General features: G+C 68.5%; 22 protein-coding genes. 16 read left to right on the forward strand and 6 right to left on the reverse strand.

Annotation, left to right across the window (positions count from 1 at the left end):
• Positions 1-58: 58 nt before the first annotated feature.
• A complete protein-coding gene (locus AC3WS6_RS01740) occupies positions 59-673 on the reverse strand; it encodes a hypothetical protein (protein ID WP_492499358.1) in 615 nt (204 codons plus the stop codon).
• Positions 674-740: 67 nt separating this feature from the next.
• Between AC3WS6_RS01740 and AC3WS6_RS01745 the strand changes: the two genes are divergently transcribed.
• Together AC3WS6_RS01745 and AC3WS6_RS01750 are read left to right on the forward strand one after the other, a co-directional pair.
• The gene (locus tag AC3WS6_RS01745; RefSeq protein WP_492499359.1) at positions 741-1337 is read left to right on the forward strand and encodes a TetR/AcrR family transcriptional regulator; all 597 of its coding nucleotides are present in this window, start codon (positions 741-743) and stop codon (positions 1335-1337) included.
• Between the two features lie 120 nt (positions 1338-1457).
• Positions 1458-2108 (forward strand): histidine phosphatase family protein, encoded by a 651-nt coding sequence (locus tag AC3WS6_RS01750; RefSeq protein WP_492501436.1) that lies wholly within the window; start codon positions 1458-1460, stop codon positions 2106-2108.
• A 26-nt stretch (positions 2109-2134) separates the two neighbouring features.
• Here the strand turns inward: AC3WS6_RS01750 and AC3WS6_RS01755 are convergent, their stop codons facing one another.
• A complete protein-coding gene (locus tag AC3WS6_RS01755) occupies positions 2135-2698 on the reverse strand; it encodes a hypothetical protein (protein WP_492499360.1) in 564 nt (187 codons plus the stop codon).
• A gap of 128 nt (positions 2699-2826) precedes the next feature.
• Here AC3WS6_RS01755 and AC3WS6_RS01760 point away from each other — a divergent pair, with 128 nt between their 5' ends.
• From AC3WS6_RS01760 to AC3WS6_RS01770, 3 genes are all read left to right on the forward strand, one after another.
• Entirely contained in the window at positions 2827-3249 is a 423-nt protein-coding gene (locus tag AC3WS6_RS01760; protein ID WP_492499361.1) for a Fur family transcriptional regulator, read from the forward strand.
• A gap of 63 nt (positions 3250-3312) precedes the next feature.
• Positions 3313-4776 (forward strand): catalase, encoded by a 1464-nt coding sequence (locus tag AC3WS6_RS01765; RefSeq protein ID WP_492499362.1) that lies wholly within the window; start codon positions 3313-3315, stop codon positions 4774-4776.
• 82 nt (positions 4777-4858) lie between these two features.
• Positions 4859-5668 (forward strand): alpha/beta fold hydrolase, encoded by an 810-nt coding sequence (locus tag AC3WS6_RS01770; RefSeq protein WP_492499363.1) that lies wholly within the window; start codon positions 4859-4861, stop codon positions 5666-5668.
• A gap of 58 nt (positions 5669-5726) precedes the next feature.
• Here the strand turns inward: AC3WS6_RS01770 and msrA are convergent, their stop codons facing one another.
• Positions 5727-6272, reverse strand: a complete 546-nt coding sequence (gene msrA, locus AC3WS6_RS01775; protein ID WP_492499364.1) for a peptide-methionine (S)-S-oxide reductase MsrA — start codon at positions 6270-6272, stop codon at positions 5727-5729.
• Positions 6269-6736, reverse strand: a complete 468-nt coding sequence (msrB, locus tag AC3WS6_RS01780) for a peptide-methionine (R)-S-oxide reductase MsrB (protein ID WP_492499365.1) — start codon at positions 6734-6736, stop codon at positions 6269-6271. Before msrB ends, msrA begins: the two co-directional genes overlap by 4 nt.
• Positions 6737-6885: 149 nt before the next feature.
• On the opposite strand from msrB, the gene AC3WS6_RS01785 reads away from it, so the two are divergent.
• Complete coding sequence (locus AC3WS6_RS01785) at positions 6886-7803, forward strand: DUF808 domain-containing protein (protein ID WP_492499366.1); 918 nt, start codon at positions 6886-6888, stop codon at positions 7801-7803.
• 194 nt (positions 7804-7997) lie between these two features.
• Here the strand turns inward: AC3WS6_RS01785 and AC3WS6_RS01790 are convergent, their stop codons facing one another.
• Positions 7998-8750, reverse strand: coding sequence for an SDR family oxidoreductase (locus AC3WS6_RS01790; RefSeq protein WP_492499367.1), 753 nt, complete (start codon positions 8748-8750; stop codon positions 7998-8000).
• Positions 8751-8899: 149 nt separating this feature from the next.
• Between AC3WS6_RS01790 and sigJ the strand changes: the two genes are divergently transcribed.
• The 4 genes from sigJ (at position 8900) to AC3WS6_RS01810 (ending at position 12735) form a co-directional block, all read left to right on the forward strand.
• Entirely contained in the window at positions 8900-9811 is a 912-nt protein-coding gene (gene sigJ / locus AC3WS6_RS01795) for an RNA polymerase sigma factor SigJ (RefSeq protein ID WP_492499368.1), read from the forward strand.
• Positions 9812-9937: 126 nt separating this feature from the next.
• Positions 9938-10465 carry a GNAT family N-acetyltransferase gene (locus AC3WS6_RS01800; protein WP_492499369.1) on the forward strand — a complete coding sequence of 176 codons (528 nt, stop codon included), beginning with the start codon at positions 9938-9940 and terminating at the stop codon, positions 10463-10465.
• Complete coding sequence (gene pnuC, locus AC3WS6_RS01805; protein ID WP_492499370.1) at positions 10462-11187, forward strand: nicotinamide riboside transporter PnuC; 726 nt, start codon at positions 10462-10464, stop codon at positions 11185-11187. Before AC3WS6_RS01800 ends, pnuC begins: the two co-directional genes overlap by 4 nt.
• Positions 11188-11349: 162 nt before the next feature.
• Positions 11350-12735 carry an LLM class flavin-dependent oxidoreductase gene (locus AC3WS6_RS01810; protein WP_492499371.1) on the forward strand — a complete coding sequence of 462 codons (1386 nt, stop codon included), beginning with the start codon at positions 11350-11352 and terminating at the stop codon, positions 12733-12735.
• Between the two features lie 12 nt (positions 12736-12747).
• Here the strand turns inward: AC3WS6_RS01810 and AC3WS6_RS01815 are convergent, their stop codons facing one another.
• Positions 12748-12927, reverse strand: a complete 180-nt coding sequence (locus AC3WS6_RS01815) for a hypothetical protein (protein ID WP_056311101.1) — start codon at positions 12925-12927, stop codon at positions 12748-12750.
• A 146-nt stretch (positions 12928-13073) separates the two neighbouring features.
• On the opposite strand from AC3WS6_RS01815, the gene AC3WS6_RS01820 reads away from it, so the two are divergent.
• The 6 genes from AC3WS6_RS01820 (at position 13074) to AC3WS6_RS01845 (ending at position 18761) form a co-directional block, all read left to right on the forward strand.
• Positions 13074-14114, forward strand: a complete 1041-nt coding sequence (locus tag AC3WS6_RS01820; RefSeq protein ID WP_492499372.1) for an iron-containing redox enzyme family protein — start codon at positions 13074-13076, stop codon at positions 14112-14114.
• On the forward strand, positions 14111-14317 hold the full coding sequence (locus AC3WS6_RS01825) for a CDGSH iron-sulfur domain-containing protein (protein WP_492499373.1): 207 nt from the start codon (positions 14111-14113) through the stop codon (positions 14315-14317). The genes AC3WS6_RS01820 and AC3WS6_RS01825 overlap by 4 nt, the downstream gene beginning before the upstream one ends.
• Before the next feature lie 190 nt (positions 14318-14507).
• Positions 14508-15185, forward strand: coding sequence for a response regulator transcription factor (locus AC3WS6_RS01830; RefSeq protein WP_492499374.1), 678 nt, complete (start codon positions 14508-14510; stop codon positions 15183-15185).
• Positions 15178-16509, forward strand: coding sequence for a sensor histidine kinase (locus tag AC3WS6_RS01835; protein WP_492499375.1), 1332 nt, complete (start codon positions 15178-15180; stop codon positions 16507-16509). Before AC3WS6_RS01830 ends, AC3WS6_RS01835 begins: the two co-directional genes overlap by 8 nt.
• Before the next feature lie 51 nt (positions 16510-16560).
• Positions 16561-17844 carry a glutaminase gene (locus AC3WS6_RS01840; RefSeq protein ID WP_492499376.1) on the forward strand — a complete coding sequence of 428 codons (1284 nt, stop codon included), beginning with the start codon at positions 16561-16563 and terminating at the stop codon, positions 17842-17844.
• 71 nt (positions 17845-17915) lie between these two features.
• Positions 17916-18761: a PepSY domain-containing protein gene (locus tag AC3WS6_RS01845; RefSeq protein ID WP_492499377.1), complete on the forward strand. Its 846-nt coding sequence runs from the start codon at positions 17916-17918 to the stop codon at positions 18759-18761.
• The last annotated feature ends 6 nt before the right edge of the window (positions 18762-18767 follow it).

An 18767-nucleotide genomic window follows, 5' to 3' on the forward strand; every position in this document is an offset into this window, starting at 1 on the left:
GTGCACCTTTCGGGCCCCGATTTCTGCACAGTGCGCGATTCGAAAGCCGAGGCACCGACTAGCGACGCTGCAGGTCAGGGTCGACGGCTGTCGGTTCGGGCGAGCGCGTCTGCTCGTCCTTCGTTCCGCTGCTCACGCCCCAGACCGGCCCGAAGAGCAGCCAGAGTCCAGCGACGCCCCAGGCGCGGCCGATCCACCACCACAGCTCTCGGGATGCGCCGTCGTCGACCGCCACCGCCATGAACACGAGGTAGGCAGCCGTCGCGATGACCGCCGCGACGACGACGCGGAGCCACTCCTTCCACAGCGCGGCCTGCTTCTCGGCTCGTCCGGCGGGCTTCGACGGCGCGGGGCCACCGGCGAACCGGTGTGCGAATCGAGCATCCGCCCACCGCACGATCGCCGGCCCGAAGCCGACGGAGAATCCGAGATAGATGCCGGCCAGCCCGTGGGTGATGTCGAACGGAGATCCGCCTCTCAGATCGAACGCCGTCGCCACCACGAGCACCACGTCGAGAAGAGGGATCAGCAACAGCACGGCTCCACCCAAGCGCTTCAGACGCGCCGGATAGCGCAGCAACAGTCCGAGCCCGAGGAGGATCCACAGTCCGATCTCGCACCCGATGATCACGGCAGCGATCGGATGCTCCTGCAGGAAGTGCAGCGGGGTCATCATTCTCCTTATTGGCACAGTTGGGCTAACAACGCTCAAGCTAGCACAGTTGGGCTACATTGAAGCCATGCCCCGACTCATCGATCACCACGAGCGCGAGAGGCAGATCGCGGCAGCCGTGTGGCGCATCGTTCTCGCCGAGGGAGTGAGCGCCGTTTCGCTGCGGACGGTCGCGACCGAGGCCGGCCTGGTCGTCGGATCCGTGCGGCACATCTTCGCCTCGAAGTCCGACCTGCTCGCCTTCGCCATGCGCCTCGTCCACGAGCGCGCCGCGGACCGCATCCGCCCCCACCTCGACGACCCAGAGCCTCTGCGCGCCGCCCTCGGGGCACTCGAGGAACTCCTCCCGATCGACGATGAGCGGGTCATCGAGATCCGCGTACACCTGGCACTGACCGCGGAGGCGCCCCGACACGCGCAACTCGCCGAGCTCGCCGACGCCGCGCACGCCGACATCGCGCGTCTGTGCCGCGGCCTGCTCCAGCGATTGATCGATACCGACGCGCTCGATCGCGGCATCGACCTCGACCAGGAGGCGCGGTACCTGCAGACCGTCGTCGACGGGATCGCTCTGCACGGCTCCCGCGGAGCGCTCGATCGCGCCCAGCAGACCGAGCTGATCCGCACTCACCTGCATCGGCTCGCGCACGAGTCGTTCGGGTAGCATCCGCCTCCCGCTTCGAATCGCGCACTGTGCAACTTCCGGGCCCCGATTTCTGCGAAGTGGGCGATTCGAAAGCCGAGGGGCTGGGCGGACTACGGTTGCGGTGTGCCTGCGATTCCCATGAACGATCCACTGCCTGAACGACCCGCGCCCGACAACCCCTCCGGCAAGCTCGTGCTGCTGCGGCATGGCGAGACGGAATGGTCGAAGGCGGGCCTGCACACCGGGCTCACCGATGTGCCGCTGACCGCCCGCGGCGAGGATCTCGCGCGAGGCGCCGGTCGACTGGTCGCCGATTACGATTTCTCGCTCGTGCTGTCATCGCCGCTCGAGCGCGCCCGTCGTACCGCGGAGCTGGCGGGGCTGCACGCCGAGGTCGATCCGCTGCTCGTCGAATGGGACTACGGCGGATACGAGGGTCGCACCACCAAGGAGATCCGCGCCGAGCTCGGCTACGACTGGAGCGCGTTCACACACGGCGTGATCCGTGGTGAGACGCCCGGCGAGACGGTCGAAGAGGTCGCTGCCCGCGCGTCACGGGTGCTGACCCGTGTGCTGCCCGTGCTCGTCGAGGGAGACGTGGCGCTCGTCGCCCACGGCCACTTCCTCCGCATCCTCACGGCGGTCTACCTGCGACTGGCCCCGCGCTTCGGCGCGCAGATCTCACTCGACGCCGGATCCGTCTCGGTGCTCAGCTTCTATCGCGAGCAGCCCGCGATCCTGTCGTGGAACTACGGCCTCGAACTGCCTCTCGCGCCGTCCGAGTCCTGAGACGTTCGCCCGCGCGAGGAGGCGGTTCAGCTCGCGCGGAGCAGCGAGACCGCGTAGATCGTGGGCGCGCCGTCGAGGTCGAGGTCGATCCGCATGCCGGTGCCTGTCGTGGTCACGTCGAACGCGATGGTCGAGTTCGTGCACGCGATCGGCTCTCCCGCTCCGTCCAGCTCTGACTCGTCCGTCAGCTCGCCTGCGGTGAGGGTGATGGTGCCCTCGCCACGGCACGCCAGTTGCGCCTGGTACGAGCCGGGTTCGATGGATCGGAAGTCGGTTCTGTGGTGCGCAGCGGTGCTGGCGCTCATCCATCCCGAGAACCCGGTGGCATACGCCTCTTCCTCGGATCCCGGAACTGCGGTCTTCGCCCAGTCGGCGATCTCATCGGGCGGGATCGGCAGTTCGGCCGCCTCGGCGCTCACGCTCGGATTCGGGGTCGGCGTCGCGGTCATGGAGGGAGTCGCCGATGCGCTGGGCGACGGCGATCCGCTGCCGTCACCGCCTGCATCCGGGCTGCCGCTCGTGCACCCGACCAGCAGCATGGCGGCTGTCGCAAGGGTCGCTGTCGTGAGGATCCTCCGTGTCGTCTCCATGCCTCCACGCTACGGAGGACTCAGCGGATCGCAACCCCGCGCGGGAGGTCGACCGCGGAGCGCCCGTCGGCAAACGCCCACTGACCACCTCTTTTTTGAACAACTAAAAAAAGGAGTAGTCTAGAGACATGGACACCGACTTCGACTCCGCACTGCGCGATGCGGGACTGCGGGCCACCGCGGGCCGCGTAGCCGTGCTGGAGGCGATGGAATCCATGGCTCATACGGATGCAGAGCGGGTCTACCGTGCCGTGTCCGAAGTGCTTCCGACCACGTCGATCCAGTCGGTGCACAACATCCTCGCGGACCTGACGACGGCGGGGCTGCTGCGCCGGATCGAACCGGCAGGATCCGCATCGCTCTACGAACGGCGCATCGGCGACAACCACCACCACATCGTGTGCACCCAGTGCGGTGCGATCGGTGATGTGGACTGCGTGGTCGGCGAAGCGCCGTGCCTCACCCCGTCCTCGGCGGGGGGATTCACCGTCCAGACAGCCGAAGTGACCTTCTGGGGCCTCTGCCCCAGCTGCCAGAACGGCGCGCAGTAGCATCCGCCGCGCATCCCGGGCACCCGGGATGATCGTCGTGCCTGCGTGCAGAAGGAGAAGAACATGACCGACCCATCGACCACCCCCGCGACCACGACGCAGACGGGCACACCCGTCGCGAGCGACGCGCACTCGCTCACCGTCGGAGCTGACGGCCCCACCGTTCTGCACGATCGCTACCTCGTCGAGAAGCTCGCGTCGTTCAACCGCGAGCGCGTGCCGGAGCGCAACCCCCACGCCAAGGGCGGCGGAGCCTTCGGAACGTTCACCGTGACCGAGGACGTGTCGGCCTACACCCGTGCCGCGGCCTTCCAGCCGGGCGCTCAGAGCGAGACGCTGCTGCGTTTCTCGTCGGTCGCCGGAGAGCAGGGATCCCCCGACACCTGGCGCGACGTGCGCGGCTTCGCGCTGCGTTTCTACACGCCCGAGGGCAACCTCGACATCGTGGGCAACAACACCCCGACCTTCTTCCTGCGCGACGCCATGAAGTTCCCCGACTTCATCCACTCGCAGAAGCGCCTCGGCGACTCGGGCCTGCGCAACGCCGACATGCAGTGGGACTTCTGGACCCTCTCCCCCGAGTCCGCCCACCAGGTCACCTACCTCATGGGCGACCGCGGCCTGCCGCGCAGCTGGCGCCACATGAACGGCTACGGCTCGCACACCTACCAGTGGATCAACGCCGCCGGCGAGCGCTTCTGGGTGCAGTACCACTTCCTGTCGAAGCAGGGCGTCGAGGCGATGAGCGCCGAAGAGGCCGAGAAGCTCGCAGGATCGGATGCCGACTACTACCGCCGCGACCTGTTCGACGCGATCGCCAGCGGCGACGCCCCCTCGTGGGACGTCTACGTGCAGGTCATGCCGTACGAAGAGGGCAAGACCTACCGCTTCAACCCGTTCGACCTGACGAAGACCTGGTCGAAGAAGGACTACCCGCGCATCAAGGTCGGCACGTTCACGCTCGACCGCAACCCGCAGAACTTCTTCGCCGAGATCGAGCAGGCCGCCTTCTCGCCCGGCAACCAGGTTCCCGGAACCGGCATCTCGCCCGACAAGATGCTCATGGCTCGCGTGTTCGCGTACTCGGACGCCCAGCGCTACCGCATCGGTGCGAACTACAACCAGCTGCCGGTCAACCAGCCGCACGCGGCCGAGGTGCGCAACTACATGCACGAAGGCCAGATGCAGTACAAGTTCAACCCGGCCGAGCACCGCGTCTACACGCCCAACTCCTACGGCGCAGCCGGCGGCCCGACGGCCGACCCGGCCGCAGGTGTCGAGGCGAGCTGGGAGTCGGACGGCGAGCTGATCCGCGCCGCAGCGACACTGCACCTCGATGACGACGACTTCGGTCAGGCCGGCACGCTGTACCGCATGGTCTTCGACGAGGAGCAGCGCGCGCGCTTCCTCGACACGCTCACCGGACAGGGCAGCGCCATCACGATCGACGCCATCCGCGAGCGCTTCTTCCAGTACTGGACGAACGTCGACGCAGCGCTCGGCGACGCGCTCCGCGCGCGCTTCTGAGCCGCAGCCGCTGACGACCGAGACCCACCGTCCCCTCGGGCCGGTGGGTCTCGGCGTCTCCGGGGGTCTCCGGGGGAGCACAATGGATGCCGTGGCTGTACCTCTCTCCGACCTGAACACCATGCCCGATCCTCAGTCGGTGCACGCGGCTGACGGCACTCGTCTCGCGACCTACACCTGGGGCGACATCGACGCACCGGTCGTGGTGATCGTGCACGGCTTCGCCTCGAGCGCCCGTGACACCTGGGTGCTCACCGGGTGGGTGCGCGAGCTCACGAAGGCCGGCTACCGGGTGCTCGCGCTCGATCAGCGTGGCCATGGTCTGAGCGAGAAGCCGCACCAGTCCGACGCCTACGGCATCCGCACTCTCGCGACCGACGTCGAGACGGTCATGGACACATATCTCGTCGACGAAGCGTTCTACGTCGGCTACTCTCTCGGCGCGCGGGTCGGATGGGAGGTGGTGCGCGACCTCCCGCACCGCATCGGACGCGCGGTGCTGGGCGGGGTGCCCGACGGCATCCCTCTCGCCCGGCTCGATCTCGATCAGGTGCGAAGGTACCTGGCCGACGGCACCCCCGTCTCTGATCCGACGACGCAGAACTACATCGCGCTGACCGAGCGCGTGCCGGGTAATGATCTCGGCGCCCTTGTGGCGCTGGCTGGCGGTCTGCGCCAGTCGCGGACGATCGACCCTGACCCGTCGAATGCTCCGGCGTCCCCGATCCTGTTCGCGACGGGGTCGAAGGATGCGATCATCGAGGGCTCGAGAGCTTTGGCGACCGCAGCCCCGCAGGGACGGTTCTTCGAGATCCCGGACCGTCATCACTTCAACGCTCCGGGATCCCGCGCCTTCAAGGAAGCCGCACTGGCCTTCCTGTCGGAGACCTGACCGCGGGGATGAGAAGAGCCCTCCGCCTCAGGGAGACGAAGGGCCCTCGATGTGACGGTCAGACCGTCGCGCTCTGCTCGCGCTTCGGCAGCACCCATCCCGCACGCGGGAAGTGGCAGGTGTAGCCGTTGGGGTACTTGATCAGGTAGTCCTGGTGCTCTTCCTCGGCCTGCCAGAACGGCCCCTCGGGCTCGATCGTGGTCACGGCCTTGCCCGGCCACAGGCCGGAGGCGTCGACGTCGGCGATGGTGTCGCGCGCGACCGCCTCCTGCTCGGGGCTGAGGGGGAAGATCGCCGAGCGGTAGCTCGATCCGATGTCGTTACCCTGACGGTCCTTGGTGGACGGGTCATGGATCTGGAAGAAGAACGCCAGAATGTCGCGATACGTCGTCTTCGTGGGATCGAAGACGATCTCCACCGCCTCGGCGTGACCCGGGTGGTTGCGGTAGGTCGCGTGCTCGTTGCTGCCGCCGGTGTAACCGACGCGGGTGTCGAGCACGCCGGGCTGGCGGCGGATGAGGTCTTCCATGCCCCAGAAGCAGCCGCCGGCGAGCACAGCGGTCTCGGTCCCGGGGGTGCGGGTGATTGTTCCGGTGTCGGTCATGAGTTCTCCTCAGAGTTCGGGGTGGGGAAGAGGTGACGGTAGCGACCGTACCCCTCATCTTCGAGGCTGTCAGCCGGGATGAAGCGGAGTGCGGCGGAGTTCATGCAGTAACGGAGGCCTCCGGCCTCGCGGGGTCCGTCGTCGAAGATGTGACCCAGGTGGCTGTCGGCCCCGCTCGAGCGGGCCTCGGTGCGCTTCATCCACAGAGTGCGGTCGGTGCGGGTGGTGACGGCATCGGCCTCGATCGGCTTGGTGAAGCTCGGCCATCCGGTGCCGCTGTCGAACTTGTCGGTCGACGCGAAGAGCGGCTGGCCCGAGACGACGTCGACGTAGATGCCGTCGTCGTGGTTGTTCCAGTACGCGTTGCGGAAGGGCGGCTCGGTCGCGTCCTCCTGCGTGACCTCGTACTGCAGGTGCGTGAGGTCGCTGACGGCCCCGGGGGTCTTGCTGTACTCGTTCGACATGGTGTGTCTCCTTTGTCCGACGCGGCTGGCTGCGGCGTCTTAGAGCACAACCGTAGGATGGCTCGTTTTGGTCCCCCGGGACTGTGAGCGCGCTGTGAGTTTCGTGCAGTCGATAGAGTTGCTCCGCCATACACAACAGGGAGACGCACATGTCGGTTGGACTGCTCGCCGTCGTCGATGACATCCTCAGCGCGGCCATGAAGGCCTCTGCCAAAGCGGCGGGAGTCGTGATCGACGATGCCGCCGTGACCCCGCAGTACGTGCAGGGCATCACTCCCGCTCGTGAGCTGCCCGTCGTCGCGAAGATCGCACTCGGCTCGCTCGCCAACAAGTTCGTCATCATCATCCCGATCGCTCTGCTGCTCACCGCCTTCGCGCCGTGGGTGCTGCCGTATCTGCTGATCCTCGGCGGCGCGTACCTGTGCTTCGAGGGCGCCGAGAAGGTGCTCGAGTGGTTCGGTGTGCAGCACGGCCACGCCGACGAAGGTGCCCGCAACGAGAACAAGCTCGTATGGGGAGCGGTGCGCACCGACCTCATCCTGTCGACGGAGATCATGCTGATCTCGCTCGCGAACCTGGAGGCCGGCCTCGGCATCTGGACCACCCTCGCGATCCTCGCGGTGATCGCCCTGCTGATGACCGGCGTCGTCTACGGCGCCGTGGCTCTGCTCGTCAAGATCGACGACATCGGGCTGAAGATGGCGAAGAACCCCTCGAAGCGCGTGCGTCACACCGGCACTCGCATCGTCCGGTCGATGCCTGCGGTGTTCCGATTCATCAGCATCCTCGGCACGGTGGCCATGCTGTGGGTCGGCGGGCACCTGCTGCTCGTGAATCTCGGCGAGGTCGGAGTGCACTTCGGCGCCGACATCCTGCACAGCATCGAGCACTTCCTCGAGCCGGCCGGTGGCGTGATCGTCTGGATCGGCGACACCCTCTTCTCTGCCATCGCGGGCCTGATCGCGGGTCTGATCATCGTCGGCATCATCCTCGGCATCGGCCGTCTGATCGGCAAGGAGCCGAGCTTCCACGAGGGCGAGGAATCGCCCGCCGACGTTCACGTCTGACACCGACACGGCCTCTGCGGCGTCACGCTGCCACGTCATATCGGGCCCTCCCGCCCAGACGCGGTGTCCGGTCAGGATCCACGTGCGGCGGCGGGTGCTCATGCCTCCAGTTTAGAACATGTGTTCGAATCTGACGCGAGATGCCGGCATCCGATACGGCTCGCGCATCCCCGCACCCCCGCCGGATCAGGGCACTACGAACCCGCGTGGTCCTCGCTCCGCAACCACTCGTCGAAGGTGGTCGTGCCCTGCAGAGCATCCGGCCCGCCGCGCAGCGAACCAGATGCCAGCCCGCGCCCGTACGCCCCCGGAAGGCGGATTCCGACCACCGGCCGACGGACCCGGTCGAAGGCCAGCTGACGCCTCGCCAGATCGAGCAGCACCTCGTCACGCGGCCCGACCAGATCGCGCGCCCTGACCGCGGCACCTGCTTCGGCGACCCGCACCAGGTGAACACCGACCTCCCTCGCGGCGACCGGCCGCATGAGCAGCTTCGGCATCACCGCGACCGGACCGCGCATCCCCGACAGCAGCTGACCGGCGAACTCGTGGAACTGCGCGGCGCGCGCGACGGTGAACGGCACCTCGCCCGCGGCCACGGCGCGCTCCTGCGCCAGCTTCCCCGCATAGTACGAGGCGTCGATCCCGTCGATCCCGACGATCGACAGCGCGACGTGGTGGCCCACACCTGCGCGCACCTCGGCGGCGAGCAGGTTGCCGGTGGCGGCCTCGAAGAACTCGACGGCGGCCGACGCCGACAGAGTCGACACGTTCGTGACGTCGATGACGGCATCCGCGCCTCGCAGTGCATCGTCCAGTCCCGCGCCCGTGCTCACGTCCGTTCCGCTCGCCCGCGACAGAACGACCGCATCGTGCCCGGCAGCCTCGGCGGCATCGACGACATACCGCCCCACGACCCCTGTTCCCCCTGCGATGGCGATCCTCATACGACTCCCTCTCGATCCGCGGTGCATTCTGCACCTCCTGCATCGAATGACGAGACAGCAGCGAGAAGTGTGAGGCCTCACACTCCTGAGTCCCGCATCGTCATATTCTGCGAAGGCGCCCCGCGCGCGTATCCGGTGAAAGGCACAGTATGGACGAGACCCTCGACGATGTCTTCCGCGAGCGCCGCCGCCTGCTGGCTCTCGGCTATCGCATGACCGGAACGCTCGCGGATGCCGAGGATGTCGTGCAGGAGACGTATCTGCGCTGGTACCGGCTCGCCGAAGCCGAGCGCGAGGCGGTCGCGAACCCGGCGGGCTGGCTCACGACCGTCGCGGGGCGCGTCGCTCTCGACCTTCTCGGTTCCGCCCGACGCCGGCGGGAACAGTACATCGGCCCCTGGCTGCCGGAGCCGATTCCGGCCGACCTCTTCGCCGGCGCAGCGGCCGGAGCGCGCTCAGCGCGCCTGACCCAGGATCCGCTCGATCGCATCACCCTCGACGACGACGTCTCCACGGCACTGCTCGTCGTGCTCGAGGCGATGACGCCCGCCGAGCGCGTGGCATTCGTGCTGCACGATGTCTTCGCCGTGCCGTTCGACGAGATCGCCGAGGCGGTGGGTCGGTCCTCGGCTGCGGTGCGACAGCTGGCCGCATCCGCCCGCCGTCACGTTCGCGAGAGCCGGGCTGTCGCGGTGTCTCGCGCCGAGCACGACCGGGTCGTACGGGCGTTCCAGGAGGCCGCGAGCACGGGCGAGATCACCCCGCTGCTGAATTTCCTCGCACCTGACGTCGAACTGCGAAGCGACGGCGGCGGGATCGTCAGCGCAGCGCGCAATGTCGTGAGCGGCGCCGACAACGTCGCCCGATTCCTGCTGGGCATCGCCGCCAAGCGACCCGACATGTCGATGGAGCCGGAGCAGTTGGGCGATGGGCTCGGCTTCGTCTTCCGCGAGCAGGGCGAAGCCGTGTCGGTCATGAATCTGCACGTCGAGGAGGGCGCGATCACGCGACTGTGGATCGTCCTCAACCCCGCCAAGCTCACCCACTGGCTGCGCCCCTGAGGCATCGCGGGCGTCAGGACCTCGTCGGGGTTCGAGCCGACGGCGAGGCCAGTCTCGCGCATCCGCGGCGCGGGCATCCTGCTACCGTCGTCCCGTGCGCACCCGAGCGCAGATGCAGGAGACCCGATGAGCGACCATCAGATCCGGGATGCCGAGCCCGCCGATGTCGAGGCGATCACGGCCATCTACAACGATGCGGTGCTGACCACCACCGCGATCTGGAACGACGAGGCGGTCACGGTCGACGACCGCACCGCCTGGCTCGCCGAGCGGACCGAACGCGGGTATCCGGTGCTCGTGGCGGTCGATGACACGGGCGTACTCGGCTACGCGACGTTCGGCGACTGGCGCCCGCACAGCGGCTACCGTCACACGGTCGAGCACTCCGTCTATGTGCGCGAGGGGCAACGAGGTCGCGGCATCGGCAAGGCGCTCATGGTCGAGCTCATCCATCGCGCGCGCAGACTCGGCAAGCACGTCATGGTCGCCGCGATCGAGAGCAGCAACACAGGGTCGATCATCATGCACAAACGCCTGGACTTCATGCAGGTCGGACGGATGCCGCAGGTCGGCGCCAAGTTCGACCGCTGGCTCGACCTCACCTTCCTGCAGCTCGTGCTCGACGAGCGCCCGTTCCCGGACCGGCACGCATGAACGCGTTCCTGTGGCTCGTCGACGCGTTCAACTCGCAGTGGGTGCTTCCGGGCGGACAGGTGCTGCTGATCCGCGAGGTGGTCGGCAATGCCTTCGGCCTGGCCAGCGCGCTCGGCGGCATGCAGCGCAAGATCTGGGCGTGGCCCGTCGGCATCGTCGGCAATCTGCTGCTGCTCACGGTGTTCCTCGGCACCATCCTGAACCCCGACCACGAGCTGCCGCACCTGCTGGGGCAGGCCGGACGCCAGGTCATGTTCATCGTCGTCGCGATCTACGGATGGGTGCGCTGGCGCCAGGCATCGTCGGACGGCGGCCGGGTGACTCCGCGGTGGGCTCCGAACAGCGCCCGCATCGGGTTGGTGCTCGCGATGATCATCGGCACGGTCGCCCTGACTCCGCTGTTCCGCCTGCTCGGCTCGTACGAGCCCGTGTGGGCAGATGCCTGGACCTTCGTCGGCTCGCTGCTCGCCACGTACGGCATGGCCAAGGGGTGGACCGAGTTCTGGCTGATCTGGATCGCGGTCGACATCGTCGGCGTGCCGCTGCTCTTCAGCTCGGGCTTCTACGCCACCGGATTCATGTACGTGTTCTACGGCGTCTTCACCGCAGTGGGGTTCGTCGTCTGGTGCCGCGCGCAGGCGAACGCCAAACCGCAGGTCGACACGATCATGCCCGATCCGAGGCCCATCACCTCCACGATGAAGACCGTCGACGGCGACTGACGGTTTCCACTGACCCTTTCGAATCGCGCACTATGCAGTTCAGACCGGGTCGAATCTGCCAAGTGGGCGATTCGAAAGCCGGCCGGGGGGCGGCACCCCGAATGTGTCGGCGCATGTCAGCGAGGGTGGCCGCGGTGGGCGGCGGCGGGTTTGCTTGACGGCATGACCCGTCAGATCCGTTTCAACGCCTTCGACATGAACTGCGTCGCCCACCAGTCGTCCGGCCTGTGGCGGCATCCCGACGACCGATCGCGCCAGTACAACACCATCTCGTACTGGACCGATCTGGCGAAGCTGCTCGAGAGCGCGACCTTCGACGGCATCTTCATCGCCGACGTGCTCGGCACCTACGACGTCTACGGCGGAACGAACGAGGCGGCGATCCGCAACGGCGCCCAGGTTCCCGTGAACGATCCGATCCTGCTGGTCAGCGCGATGGCCGCGGTCACCGAGCACCTCGGCTTCGGCATCACCGCGGGCACCGCGTTCGAGCATCCGTATCCGTTCGCCCGCCGCCTCAGCACCCTCGACCACCTCACCAACGGACGCATCGGGTGGAACGTCGTGACCGGCTACCTGCCCAGCGCCGCACGCAACATGGGACAGACCGACCAGCTCGCCCACGACGACCGCTACGACCATGCCGACGAGTACGTCGAAGTGCTCTACAAGCTGTGGGAGGGGTCGTGGGAAGACGACGCGGTCGTCGAAGACCGCGAGAGCGGCATCTTCACCGATCCGTCGAAGGTGCACCCGATCGGCCATGAGGGCAAGCACTTCAGCGTTCCCGGCATCCACATCTCCGAGCCGTCACCGCAGCGGACTCCTGTCATCTACCAGGCGGGTGCGAGCCCCCGCGGAGTGCGCTTCGCGTCGGAGAACGCCGAGGCGATCTTCGTCGCGGCGCCCTCGAAAGAGGTGCTCGCCGGCACCGTGAAGCGCATCCGCGACGGGTTGGAAGCCGCCGGTCGCGACCGCTACGACGCGAAGATCTACACGCTGCTCACCGTCATCACCGGAGCCACGAGCGAGGATGCCGCGGCGAAGCACGCCGAGTACCTGTCGTACGCCAGCCCCGAAGGAGCGCTGACGTTCATGTCGGGCTGGATGGGCGTCGACCTGTCGCAGTATGCCGAGGACGAGCCGGTCGGCAATGTGGAGTCGAACGCGATCCAGTCGGTGCTGCAGCATCTGAAGGAGGAGGCCGACCTCGGACGCGAGTGGACCGTCGGCGACTTCGGACGCCATAACGCGATCGGCGGCCTCGGCCCGACCATCGTGGGCTCCGGCGTCGAGATCGCCGATGAGCTGCAGTCGTGGGTCGAGGAGACCGACATCGACGGGTTCAACCTCGCCTACGCGGTCACGCCCGGCACCTGGCAGGACGTCATCGAGCACGTCATCCCGGTGCTGCGCGAGCGCGGCGTCTACCCCGAGGAGTACACGCCGGGCACGTTGCGCAACAAGCTGCAGGGCAAGGGCGACCGCGTGCAGGACACGCATCGTGCGGCGCGGTATCGAGTCGGGGCGAACGTCCCGGTCAGCTGACCGTTGCGGGCGCTACTCGGCCTTCGAGCTGAACAGCCCTCGCAGCACGAGGAACACCACGACCGCGACGACGAGCACGATCGCGAGCTTGGCGATGAACCACAGGATCGAGAACAGCGCGCTGACGATCCACCAGGCGATCACGACGGCGAGGATGACGCCGACGATGGTCCAGAGCGAGTTCTTGTTCATGCTTCCAGCCTAGGCGGCGGCCGGACGTCACAGATCCGGATGCGCCGGCATCCGCCCTTCCGCATCCGATGCGTCGCCGTCAAGACCCTTCACGTGCGCCGATCGCCGGGCGAGACTGCGAGTATCCGATCTTTGGGAGCATCTCCATGTCTGCGCCAGCACTCACTCCGTCCGCCGTCCACGGCATCACAGCGAGAGGTCCGCTCAGCGATGCCGTCATCCGTCGACTGACCGGCGATGACGCCGACGATCTCGGCGCCAGGGCCGAGGCGGCGCTCGCCTCGACCGACGATGTCGTGCGCGACGACGATGTCCAGCTCGCGCTCTTCGTGCTCTATGCCTCGTCGTACGGGTCGCTTCCCGAACTCGACCCGGCCCTCGAGTGGGATGCGGCGTTGATCACCACGCGGGGAATCCTCGAGCACGCGTTCGAGCGGGCACTGCGGGCGACCGTGCCGATGCCGGAGCTGCCCGAACCGACGGTCGACGCCGTCGGCCGCGCCCTGTTCGCCCTCGCCGAGGCCGACACGGGCCCCAGCCTGTCGCGCTACGTCGCGAAGAAGGCGACGAAAGAGCAGATGCACGAGTTCTTCATGCAGCGCTCGATCTACACACTGCGCGAGGCCGACCCGCACTCGTGGGCGATTCCCCGGCTGACCGGCCGCGCGAAGGCGGCGCTCGTCGAGATCCAGTCCGACGAGTACGGCGGCGGAAGGCCCGATCGCGTGCACGCGACGATCTTCGCGCGCGCGATGCGCGGTGCCGGACTCGACGACACCTACGGCGGATACGTCGACGACGTGCCAGCCATCACGCTCGCCTCGCTCAATGCGATGTCGATGTTCGGACTCAACCGGCGCCTCCTCGGCGCCATCGTCGGTCATCTCGCCGCGTTCGAGATGACGTCGTCGATCCCGAACCGCCTGTACGCCGACGGTCTGCGGCGCCTCGGCTTCACCGAGGACGTGACCGACTACTTCGACGAGCACGTCGAGGCGGATGCCGTGCACGAGCAGATCGCGGCCCGCGACCTGGCCGGCGGGCTGGCCGAGGATCACCCCGAGCTGCTGCCCGACATCATGTTCGGCGCAGCCGCCTGCCTCACCGTCGACGGCTGGGCGGCCGGCCACATGCTCGACACCTGGACTCGCGGCGAAACGTCGCTGCGACCCCGGGACGCCCGATGACCGGGCGTGAGGATGCCGTGACGATCACCGCCTACCCCGACGGGCCGCTGCTGGTGCGTGGGGCAGCCGTGCTCGAGACGGCCGACGGCGAGCCGATGGAGGTCACACGACGCACCGTGGCGCTCTGCCGCTGCGGCCTCTCGACGATCAAGCCGTTCTGCGACGGCACGCACAAGGCGTCGGGGTTCCGCACCGACGTGTGACGCCGAGCGGTCTCGTCCCCGCCCTCGCCCTCGCCCTCGGGAGGAGATCTACGCCTCGGGAGGAGCCTCAGCGGCATCCGCTCCTTCCGTGCGTGAGATCTCCGCCCGGGGCGCAGGAAGGATGCAGCTATGAGGCGCCCGCCCGCCCTGCTTCAGCGCGGATTCAGCGTGCGCGCGCCAGACTGGAGCGATGCGGATCCTGGTGGTTGACGACGAGGTGCGGTTGGCCGACGCCGTCCGCCGGGGGCTGGAGGCCGAAGGATTCGCGGTCGACGTCGCGAACAACGGAGTCGACGGACTCTGGCGTGCACGCGAGACCCGGTACGACGCGATCGTGCTCGACCTGATGATGCCCGGCATGAGCGGGTGGAAGGTGTGCGAGGCGCTGCGCGCCGAAGAGAACTGGACCCCCGTGCTGATGCTGACCGCGAAGGACGGCGAGTGGGATCAGGTCGAGGCCCTCGAGACCGGAGCCGACGACTATGTCACCAAACCGTTCTCGTTCGCGATCCTGGTGGCCCGCATCCGCGCCCTCGTCCGGCGCGGCGCCGTCGCTCGCCCCGCGGTGCTCGAGGCCGGCGACCTGAAGCTCGATCCCTCGTCGCACCGCGTCTGGCGGGGCGACACGGCGGTCACGCTGACCGCGCGGGAGTTCGCGGTGCTCGAGTACCTCATGCGCCACCGCGGGCAGGTGCTGTCGAAGCGCGCGCTGATCGACGGCGTGTGGGATGACGACTTCGACGGCGACCCGAACATCGTCGAGGTCTATGTCGGGCATCTCCGCCGCAAGCTCGACAAGCCCTTCGGACGCGAGGCGATCGAGACGATCCGCGGCGCCGGATACCGGTTGGCGGCAGACGGTGGCTAGTCGCGCGTGGAAGTCGGTGCGTGCCAGAACGACCCTCGGCGCGACCCTCGTCGTCGCGGTCGCGCTGCTCATCGGGGCGTTCTCGTTCTACAGCATCCTGAGTTCGAGCATCCATGCCAGCGCCGAGCGTGCCGCCGAGCAGCGGCTCGACGAGCTGACCGAGCGTGTCGACGGCCCGGGCGGAGGCCCAGGTGCAGGTCGCGGCATCGACACCCTCGATGACGAACTCGTGCAGATCGTCGCCGCCGACGGCTCCGTCCGCTCGGCGAGCGAAGACGCCCGCGACGACCTGGGCTCCCGAGCACTTCCGATCTCCGACGACCCGCAGCGGGTGATGATCGACGGCTCGCCGATGCTCGTCGTCTCCGACGGCCTCGACGACGACGAGACGCTCGTGCTCGCCGTGCCCATCGACGGAGATGACGAGACGCTGTCGACCGTCGCGGTGCTGCTCGCGATCGCGCTGCCCCTGCTGCTCGCGCTCGTCGCGGTCACCACCTGGCTCGTCGTGGGTCGCGCTCTCCGGCCCGTCACACGCATCCGCGAAGAGGTCGACGGCATCACCGCCGAGCACCTGCACAATCGGGTCGAGGTGCCTCCGTCGGCCGACGAGATCGCCGCTCTCGCGACGACGATGAACCGGATGCTCGACAGGCTCGACGCCTCGGCGACCGCACAGCGCCGCTTCGTCTCGGATGCCTCGCACGAGCTGCGGTCACCGCTGGCCACGATCCGCCAGCATGCGGAGCTCGCCCAGGCTCACCCTGCCACGACCAGCATCGGCGAACTCGCCGAAGTCGTCTCCGAGGAAGGGCTGCGGTTGCAGGGCATCGTCGAGTCGCTGCTGCTGCTCGCGCGCCTCGACGAGGGCGGCGGCACGCACGACGAGGCCGTCGATCTCGACGACCTGGCTCTCGGCGAGGTGCGCCGGCTGCGCGCTCGGGGGGTCGAGGTCGACGGGTCCGGCATCCGGGCCGCTCGCGTCGAGGGCGACCCGCGCCTGCTCGGCCAGCTGCTGCGCAACCTTGCCGACAATGCCGCCCGGCACAGCGCGGGACACGTGGCGATCGGTGTGATCCCGCAGGGCTCATGGGTCTTCGTGACCGTCGAGGACGACGGCGCCGGGGTGCCGCCCGGCGAGCGCGACCGCATCTTCGAGCGTTTCGTGCGGCTCGACGAGGCTCGCAGCCGAGACGCAGGCGGCAGTGGTCTCGGGCTCGCCATCGTGCAGGGGATCGCCGCCGCGAGCGGCGGAACCGTGTCGGTCGATGACTCGCGTTGGGGCGGCGCGCGCTTCGTCGTCACGCTCCCGCTCGCGGTCTGAGCAGGGTGGCTCGAGCGGGCCGCAGCGGCTCCGCGTGGGAGCATGGAGCACATGCAGACCCCCATGATCGACTACCTCACCGCGCTGCTCGAGTCATGCGGGTCGGATGCGGGTGAGGTCGCCTCATACATCCCGGAGCTCGCGCACGCTGACCCCGATCGCCTCGCGGTCGCCGTCGCGACGCTCGACGGAGAGGTGTACGTGGCGGGTGACGCAGACGTGGAGTTCACGATCCAGTCGATCTCGAAGCCGTTCACGTATGCCCTCGCGATCGCCGATCAGGGACTCGAGGCCGTGCTCGAGCGCATCGATGTCGAGCCGTCCGGCGACGCGTTCAACGAGATCTCGCTCGAGCCCGAGACCGGCCGTCCGCGCAACCCGATGATCAACGCCGGGGCGATCGCCGCCCACGCCCTGGTCGGCGGCGGTGGTGCCGACGCGCGGGTCGAGCGCATCGTCGAGCTCTACAGCCGGCTCGCCGGTCGCGAGCTCTCGATCGCGGAGGACGTGTTCGAGTCCGAGCTCGCGTCAGCCGATCGCAACATGGCGCTCGCCTACATGCTGCGCACCGTCGGCACTCTCGACGCCGACCCTGCCGACGTCGTGCGCGGGTACACCCGCCAGTGCTCGGTGTCGGTCACCGTGCGCGACCTCGCACGCATGGCGTCGGTGCTCGCCGCGGGTGGCCGCACTCCCGACGGCGACCAGGTGATCGACCCCGTCATCAACCGGCAGGTGCTCAGCGTCATGACGACCTGCGGCATGTACGACTCCGCGGGCGACTGGCTGACGTCCGTCGGCATCCCCGCGAAGAGCGGCGTCGCGGGCGGTCTGATGGGCGTGCTGCCCGGGCAGGTCGGCATCGCCGCGTTCTCCCCTCGGCTCGACCCGCACGGCAACAGCACTCGCGGGGTGCGCATGTTCGAGCGCATGAACCACGATCTCGGTCTTCACCTGATGACGTCGACCGACTCGTCGCGATCCGTGTCGCGCCGGGTCGAGCACGACGGGGCCGCCGTGCACGAGATCGCCGGGGACCTGCACTTCATGGAAGCCGAGCGGGTGCTTCGCGGCTTCGCCGAGGAGCCGTCGGGAGACGGACCGGTCATCGTCGACCTCGATCGGGTGCAGCGTGCGAACAGCATCGCCCGCCGCATGATGCTCGAGGGGATCCGACGTCTGCACCTCGACGGCCACGACGTGCGGATCGTGGATCCCTGGGGCGTTCTCGGCAGCGCCGAGACGGGATCGGGCGAGCTCGTGCACGGTGAGCAGGCACACGGCGGCTTCGTACCGGCATCGTTCTCCGACGTGGCGAGCGCGGTTCGCGGCTGACGACGCCCTTCCTGAAAGCGGCTTCAGGACGCTTCAGGGTGGCTTCAGCACTGCCGCGAGAGCATCGAGACATGAACGACAAGAACTCGACCCCCGACCAGACGCCCGAGAACCTGCCCGCAGGATCCACTCCCCCGGCACCGCCCGCTCCCCCGGCAGCATCCGCGCCGGCATCCGACGCCCAGACCGTGCCCGTCGAGCCGCTCCCCGCCGACGCCTCTGCGGCTCCTGCGGCTCCTGCGGCTCCCGCGGCTCCTGCGAAGCGCGGCCGCAAGCGCGCCCTTCTGATCGGCGGCGGGATCGCCGCGGCCGTGGTGCTCGTCGGCGGCGGCGTGGCGCTCGGTGCGGCCGTCGGCGATGAGTTCGGCGACGACGACGATCGCCCCTCGATGGCCGACGGACCCCGCGGCGACGGCGACCGGGGCGGACAGCCCGGCGACGACCGCGGCGACGACCGCGACGATGACGGCCAGGGCCCCTCGCAGGGCGGAGGCCCCGTCACCGGTATCGGCACCGACTCCGCCGACGAGCTCGTGCAGATCGCGGATGCCGCCCGCGGCGCTGCAGAGGGCGGCGTCACCTCGATCGATGCGAAGCGGGACGGCACCTGGGAGGTGCAGCTGATCGGAGCCGACGGCAGCGAGACCGAGGTGCGGGTGGATGCCGACCTCGAGGCCACCGTGATCTCGACCGAGCAGGATGACGACTCTGCCCCCACGAGCACGCTCGACGAGGCCACGATCCGCGCGCTGGTCGACGCCGCCCTTGCCGAGGCCGACGGCATGATCACCGACCTCGACGCCGACAACGACGAGGTGAGCCCCTACGACGCATCGGTGCTGACGAGCGACAACCGCTCGATCGACATCGACTTCAGCGCCGACTTCGCCGTGGTCGGCACCGACACCGACGACTGAACGCGC

It is taken from the genome of Microbacterium sp. EB106-03-03-XG65 (assembly GCF_058791955.1).